At 32.5% G+C, this 7,699-nt stretch carries 6 protein-coding genes; 3 read left to right on the forward strand and 3 right to left on the reverse strand.

What is annotated here, in order from left to right; genetic code table 11:
* The coding region (locus ACIQZ1_RS09155) for a hypothetical protein (RefSeq protein WP_396160686.1) at window positions 1-626 on the forward strand (626 nt) is incomplete at its 5' end.
* A 95-nt stretch (window positions 627-721) separates the two neighbouring features.
* On the opposite strand, the gene dnaK is transcribed toward ACIQZ1_RS09155, so the two are convergent.
* The gene (gene dnaK, locus ACIQZ1_RS09160) at window positions 722-2,602 is read right to left on the reverse strand and encodes a molecular chaperone DnaK (RefSeq protein WP_396160688.1); all 1,881 of its coding nucleotides are present in this window, start codon (window positions 2,600-2,602) and stop codon (window positions 722-724) included.
* A gap of 280 nt (window positions 2,603-2,882) precedes the next feature.
* Complete coding sequence (locus ACIQZ1_RS09165; RefSeq protein WP_396160690.1) at window positions 2,883-3,758, reverse strand: EamA family transporter; 876 nt, start codon at window positions 3,756-3,758, stop codon at window positions 2,883-2,885.
* A gap of 122 nt (window positions 3,759-3,880) precedes the next feature.
* On the opposite strand from ACIQZ1_RS09165, the gene ACIQZ1_RS09170 reads away from it, so the two are divergent.
* Window positions 3,881-5,209 carry a DEAD/DEAH box helicase gene (locus tag ACIQZ1_RS09170; RefSeq protein ID WP_396160692.1) on the forward strand — a complete coding sequence of 443 codons (1,329 nt, stop codon included), beginning with the start codon at window positions 3,881-3,883 and terminating at the stop codon, window positions 5,207-5,209.
* A gap of 229 nt (window positions 5,210-5,438) precedes the next feature.
* Window positions 5,439-6,857, forward strand: coding sequence for an L-serine ammonia-lyase (locus ACIQZ1_RS09175; protein WP_396160694.1), 1,419 nt, complete (start codon window positions 5,439-5,441; stop codon window positions 6,855-6,857).
* Between the two features lie 56 nt (window positions 6,858-6,913).
* Here the strand turns inward: ACIQZ1_RS09175 and ACIQZ1_RS09180 are convergent.
* On the reverse strand, window positions 6,914-7,699 hold a 786-nt coding region (locus tag ACIQZ1_RS09180; protein ID WP_396160696.1), incomplete at its 5' end, for an outer membrane beta-barrel protein.

Here is a 7,699-nt window from a genome sequence, read left to right on the forward strand (position 1 = left end):
CTACTATATATATAGGTAAACAATATGAAATTATCTTATTAATAATTATTAGAAGAATTTTTAAAGACATTTCTAATTTAGAACTAACTAGCAATTGGTTTGAGGTGAAGTACGATTTAATTTTTTTATACGATATAATTGCTGTTGTAGTTTTGTTTTTTCTAATCTTTATTTTTTACAGATTAAGTGATAGGCAAAAAAAGAATGTAGTAATTAATGAAAAAATAGAAAAATTTATTCAAACTAAAAACAGGATTGCTTCTTTGTTAATGCCTTTTTTAGTGTTTTTATCTCTGTATAGCTTCATTAATTGGATAAATACAAGTTTCTTTTCAGTAAATACTTTATTGTATAAATTTGAAGATATTAATAAAATATTCTTTGAAGATTTTTTTACTATTTTAATTTTAGTGGATGTTTTAATTTTGCTGTTTTCATTTTTGCATTCTGATAAGTTTAGTACTGTAATCAGAAACTCAGGATTTATTATTTCTACAATTATGATTAAACTATCTTTTAATACGGAAGGAATTTTAAATTTAATTTTATTAGTTTTATCTGTGGTATTTGGAATTGTTATTCTGTATATACATAATAAGTACGAACAACTTCAATCATCTATTTAGATATATAAAATAAAAAAAACCGAGTAATTTCTTACTCGGTTTTTTACTATTTAAATTTAAGATTTACTCGTAAATCTTACTTCGTAACTCGTAAATTATTTTACTTCTTCAAATTCTACATCTTGTGTAGTATCACCTGAAGCTTGTGGTTCTGCTTGCGCAGCTCCTTGAGCGTCTCCAGTGTTGTACATTTCAGCAGATGCGTTTGTCCAAGCTGTATTGATTTTCTCTAAAGCAGGCGTAATTGCAGCAACATCTTTTGCTTCGTAAGCCATTTTTAATTCAATTAAAGCTAAGTTGATAGCTGTTTTGTTATCTTCTGATAATTTTTCACCAAATTCAGCTAATTGTTTTTCCGTTTGGAAAATCATAGAATCTGCTTCATTTACTTTATCAGCTGTTTCTTTAGCAATTTTATCTGATTCAGCATTTAATTCTGCATCTTTTTTCATTCTTTCGATTTCTTCGGCTGTTAAACCAGAAGACGCTTCGATACGAATATCGTGAGATTTTCCAGTTCCTTTATCAGTTGCAGAAACTTTAATGATACCATTGGCATCAATATCAAAAGTTACTTCAATTTGAGGAATACCTCTTGCTGCTGGTGGAATACCATCTAAATGGAAACGACCAATAGTTTTGTTATCAGCTGCCATGGTTCTTTCACCTTGAATAACGTGAATTTCAACACTTGGTTGGTTGTCTGCAGCTGTAGAGAAAACTTGTGATTTTTTTGTTGGGATAGTAGTATTGGCTTCAATTAATTTTGTCATTACATTACCCATAGTTTCGATACCTAATGATAAAGGTGTAACGTCTAATAACAATACATCTTTTACATCACCAGTTAAAACCCCACCTTGAATAGCTGCACCAATAGCAACAACTTCATCAGGATTTACTCCTTTTGATGGTTTTTTGTTAAAGAATTTCTCCACTTGTTCTTGGATCACTGGGATACGAGTAGAACCTCCAACCAAAATAACTTCATCTATATCAGAAACAGATAAGCCAGCATCTTTTAAAGCTTTAGCAACTGGCTCCATTGAACGTTTTACTAATGAATCAGCTAATTGTTCAAATTTAGCACGAGTTAATGTTTGTACTAAGTGTTTTGGTCCTGAAGCCGTAGCTGTAACGTATGGTAAGTTAATTTCTGTTTGAGCAGAAGCAGATAATTCAATCTTCGCTTTTTCAGCCGCTTCTTTTAAACGTTGTAAAGCCGTTGGGTCTTTTCTTAAATCTAAACCTTCAGCAGCATTAAAGTCGTTTGCTAACCAGTCAATAATTACTTGGTCAAAATCGTCTCCACCTAAGTGGGTATCTCCATTAGTAGATAATACTTCAAAAACACCATCTCCTAATTCTAAAATAGAGATATCAAATGTACCACCACCTAAATCGAATACTGCAATTTTTTGATCCGTACCTTGTTTGTCTAATCCGTAAGCTAATGCCGCAGCAGTTGGCTCATTGATAATTCTCATTACTTTTAAACCTGCAATTTCTCCCGCTTCTTTAGTTGCTTGACGTTGTGCATCGTTAAAATATGCAGGAACAGTAATTACTGCTTCTGAAACTGAATGACCTAAATAGTCTTCAGCAGTTTTTTTCATTTTTTGCAAAGTCATTGCAGATAATTCTTGTGGCGTATATAAACGTCCATCAATATCAACACGTGGTGTGTCGTTATCACCTTTAACTACTTTGTAAGCAACAGTAGAAGCCTCTTTAGAACTTTCCGAGAACTTGTTACCCATAAATCTTTTGATAGATGCAATAGTTTTAGTTGGGTTAGTAACCGCTTGTCTTTTAGCAGCATCACCAATTTTAATTTCTCCACCTTCTACAAATGCAATTACAGATGGTGTTGTTCTTTTTCCTTCTGCATTGGCAATTACAACTGGTTCTCCACCTTCCATTACAGAAACACAAGAATTGGTTGTACCTAAATCGATTCCAATAATCTTACTCATTTTATTTAATTTTAAATTTTATTCGGTTTATTTTTTAAACTCTTTTTGGATAAGTCAAGTTTTGTGCCAATATACATATAGGTATAAAATTGGCAGTATTTCTTTTGTATGGCAAAAATGTCTGACATTGTGTCATTTTATTTTAGCTAACCTATTGGTATATTGTCAGAATGTGATTTGTTGATAAAACTATTAAAGTTGTTAGTTTTTAACAGAAGTTAGGGTATGAATAATTAAATCTATAAACGAAAAGTAAAAATTTTTAAATTAGTTATTCGAATTAAAAAAGAACTTTTTTATTAAATATTAGTATTGAAATCCCAATTAAACTATAGGCAATCAGTTGCGAAAACTGTATGTTTTCTTTAAAGTAGAAGAGTGCTAATAAGAAGTTTATCATCGGATTGGTGTACATTAATATCCCAACTGCAGATGAATTCATTCCTTTTAGTGCAAATAAATTCAAGTATAAAGGAATGATTGTAAATAAAACTACAATTAATCCCATCATCATATAAAACAAACTTTCGGTCGGAACGGTAGCGCTAAACTTTGAATAAAAAGGTAATAAAACTAAACTTGCAATTACCAACTGGATGGTTAAAACTAAAAATTTATCGAACTCATTATTTCGTCGTTGACTAATTAAATATAACGCAAATGAAGTAGCAATAACAAAACTATACATCAATTCTGTTGCATGTCCGTATGATAAAATCATACAACTAATTACACAAATGGCAACCGCTACCCATTGCCAATTGTCTAACTTTTCTTTTAAAATTATAAAAGCTAAAACGGTGGTGATAATAGGGCAAATTAAATAAGCCAATGATGCCGATTGCAAACTCACATGGTTTACTGCATACATAAAGAGAAACCAATTGAAAACTAATAAAAATCCGCCAGCAGTTGTCAATAAAACAGCGTTTTGTTTTTTCTTTTTGGAAAAAGATTGAAATAATTCTAAACTCTTTTTCAATAAATTAATTCGGAAAGCGAAGTTAATGACTAATAAAAATGTAGTAGAAAAAAAGACACGATAAAACAAAATATCTAATGAAGGATAATCGTGTAAAGGTTTTAGAGCTAAACTAAAAAATCCCCAAATTATAAAAGCTAATAAGGCTGACGCATAATATTTGTTAAACTTCATTTAATTTTTTTTTGCAAAGATATTGATAAATGTATCAATTATTATTGCTGTCATTATGCAAAATTGTATTAATAAATTTCATCAACCAAAAATAAACTATCTTTGCCCTTCAAAATACAAATATGACATTTCAAGATTTACATTTACATAGAAATATACTTCAGGTTTTAGAAGAAGAAAAATATATTACGCCAACCCAAATTCAGCAACAAGCCATACCTGTTATATTAGAAGAGCACGATTTAGTTGGATGTGCCCAAACAGGAACAGGTAAAACCGGTGCATTCGCTATTCCAATTTTAAATTATTTACATCCAATTGTAGGTTCAAAAACGAAACGTAAAGTAATTAGAACCTTAGTTTTAGCTCCTACACGTGAGTTGGCACACCAAATTCAAGATAGTTTTGCCACGTACGGAAAATATATGAATACCAAATCGATGGTAATTTATGGTGGGGTAAGTCAAGTACCGCAAGTGCAACAACTTAAAGACGGTGTGGACATCTTAATTGCTACTCCAGGTCGTTTTTTAGATTTAAATAAGCAAGGATTTTTGGATATGGATAACCTGCATCATTTGGTGATTGATGAAGCGGATCAAATGTTAGATATGGGTTTTATTAATGATGTAAAGAAAATCATCAAGTTAATTCCTGAAAACCGTCAAACATTATTGTTTTCTGCTACGATGCCGGTTGCGATTAGAGAGTTGGCCGATCAATTTTTGAAGAAGCCTAAATACGTTTCGGTAGCGCCCATTTCAAGCACAGCAGAACGCGTGAACCAAAAAGTATACATGGTTCAAAAAGAAGACAAACGAAAATTACTGATTCATTTAATTGAAGAAGAAAAAATAAATAATGTACTGGTTTTTGTACGAACAAAACACAGTGCTGATAATGTGGTAAAAGCTTTAAAAACAAAAAATATTTCTGCTGAAGCGATTCACGGAAATAAATCTCAAAACAACAGAATTAAAACGTTAGACGGATTTAAAAGTCAAGAAATTTCTGTCTTAGTTGCGACAGACATTGCGGCTCGTGGTATTGATATCGATTTGTTACCTTATGTGATTAATTTCGATTTGCCAAACATACCAGAAACCTACGTACACCGAATTGGTAGAACGGGTAGAGCAGGCAATGAAGGATTAGCCATTTCATTTTGTGGAAAAGACGAATTGCCATATTGGAAAGACATTGAAAAACTAACCCGTCAGCAAATTAAAGTAGTGAAAGAAAATCCGTATCCCTACAGAGCGTTTACAGAAGACGAATTAAAAAATAAAGAAACCGATACACGAGGCGATAGAAGAAATCCAGGTAGACAAAAACAAAATAACGCGCCAAAAGCTCCAAAAGCTCCAAAAGCAGCTAAATCTACAAATCCAGAAAATTCAAATTCAAGAAAATCGGAAGCTTCTAAACAGAATAAGAAGCGTTGGTATTAGGAGGATTAAAGGTATTGTTGGCTTAGAGTGCCTCAGCCAACAATACAAGAAATAAAATATTTAAAGGCTTTGTTGGCTGAGGCACTCGAAGCCAATAGTTTAAAAGGAATAAGTTTTATAGAATTTGTTCCTTTTTTTGTTATAAAATATACATTTTTCAAATATTTTCACTTCGTACTTCTAACTTCCAACTTCAAATACTATCTTTGCTACTATAACGATTTAGTATATGGAATGTATTTCAGTTTTTGATATGTTAAAAATAGGCGTAGGCCCTTCAAGTTCTCATACTTTAGGACCTTGGCGTGCTGCTGAACAATTTTTAGCCGAATTACGAAATCAAAATATAATTGCTTCAGTACATCGCGTTAAAGTCGATTTGTATGGCTCGCTTTCTTTAACGGGAAAAGGGCACGCAACCGACTTAGCCGTAATGTTAGGTTTAAGTGGTGCCAATCCAGAATTAGTACCAATTGATGCCATTTCATCAATTATTGAAGACATAAAAACGAATAATGAATTGCAATTGGATAATGAATTCAAGATTCATTTTAATGTAGTATCAGATATCTTTTTCAATAAGAATTTTTTACCCTTTCACGCTAATGGTATGGTATTTACTGCCTATACAAATGATGTTGAATATAGTTCAACTTTTTATTCAATTGGAGGAGGCTTTGTTGTTAAGGAAGAAGATGATACAGATACAAATTCAGAGATTAAATGTGCCTTTCCATTCTTGGTTAATACAGGTGTAGAATTGTTAGAATTTTGTCAAACAGAGCGCAAAACAGTTTCTGATATTGTGTACGAAAATGAAAAATCAATGCGTTCTGAAGAAGTAATTCATTCTGAGTTAATGCGCATTTGGAATACAATGTTAGAATGCATGTATATTGGTGCTCATACCGATGGTATTTTACCGGGTGGATTAAATGTAAAAAGAAGAGCGTACGACATGCATACCAATTTAATTGGAATAGCCAATTACAATTCACCACAAGAATGGTTGCAATGTATTCGTCATACTGAGGTGAAATTCCGTCAAATATTAAAATGGGTGTCTTGTTTTGCCTTGGCAGTAAATGAAGTAAATGCCTCTTTGGGTAGAGTGGTAACAGCGCCTACCAATGGAAGTGCAGGTGTTATTCCAGCTGTTTTGATGTATTATTTAGTCATTGAAAATCATTATGCAGGCGAAAAAGAAATCAAACAATTTTTAATGGTTGCTGGGCAAATAGGGAGTATCTTCAAAAAAGGCGCTACTATTTCCGCAGCTATGGGTGGTTGTCAAGCAGAAATTGGCGTTTCCTCTGCTATGGCAGCAGCAGCGTTATGCGAATTAATGGGTGGTACGCCAGAACAAGTATTGGTAGCCGCTGAAATTGCTATGGAACATCATTTAGGTATGACCTGTGATCCTATTGGTGGTTTAGTGCAAGTACCCTGTATAGAACGCAATACTATGGGTGCAATAAAAGCCATTAATGCAGCCGAATTGGCTTTAGAAACCGATGCTAAAAATGTATTGGTACCTTTAGATAAAGTAGTAGCCACCATGTGGGAAACCGCTAAAGACATGAATTCAAAATACAAAGAAACCTCCGAAGGTGGTTTGGCTATTGGAGTAGGATTGGCAGATTGTTAATTTTCATCAACACAGATTTTACTAATCATATTAATTTCTATAATCTGTGTTCTCGTCTAAAACTCAAAACTCATTGTAGTGGTTACTGAAAAATTATCTTTTTTGGTATTGGTATCAAAAATGTTTTCAGTGGCGTGATACCATTTTCCTTCTGTTCTGATTTTAAATTTCGAATTGGGTAAAAAATCAAAATTTATTGAATTGCCAAGTGTTTCAAAAGGGATTTGACTGGCAATTATTGCCTGCTTTTGATCTTGATAATATTCTATTCTATGTGCCATTTGCCATTTTGAATTGAAGGAATATTGCGTAATTACAACTGGACTGTACCAAGTTGCTTTCTCCTTGTTTTTAGAGGAAATATCTTGTATTCCATAATCGAAACCAAAAATAGAATGCCATTTTGCATTCCAAGTTTTGTCCCAATAAAGATTACTAAAATAGCGCGTATTAAACGCGTCTGCATAGACTTCTTTACCTATAAAAGTGCTCCAATTTAACGTGTTTTTTGCATTTGGTTTGTATACTAATTGTGTACCAAAAGTAGGCGCCACATTACTATTTTGTTTTTCAATACGTTGCCAGCCATTGGTTAGTAATCCAGACAAACTCAACTTTTCATTAAACTGATGATTTAATTTTACTCCTGTCATAAAATAAGGGGAATTTTCTGCAAGTATAGAACGAGTAGCCGTTAAATTGGCATGAGTAGTAGCCGATTCAAATCCAATATAACTTGGTAAAATACCGGCTTCTAAAGTGGTTGTTTTTTTATTATTTAAATACACACCCAAATAAGCTTCGTTTAAGTATTTGGTTTTTTCATCAGCATAATTTGCTTC

This window comes from Flavobacterium sp. (genome assembly GCF_044341185.1).
Classification (GTDB): domain Bacteria; phylum Bacteroidota; class Bacteroidia; order Flavobacteriales; family Flavobacteriaceae; genus Flavobacterium.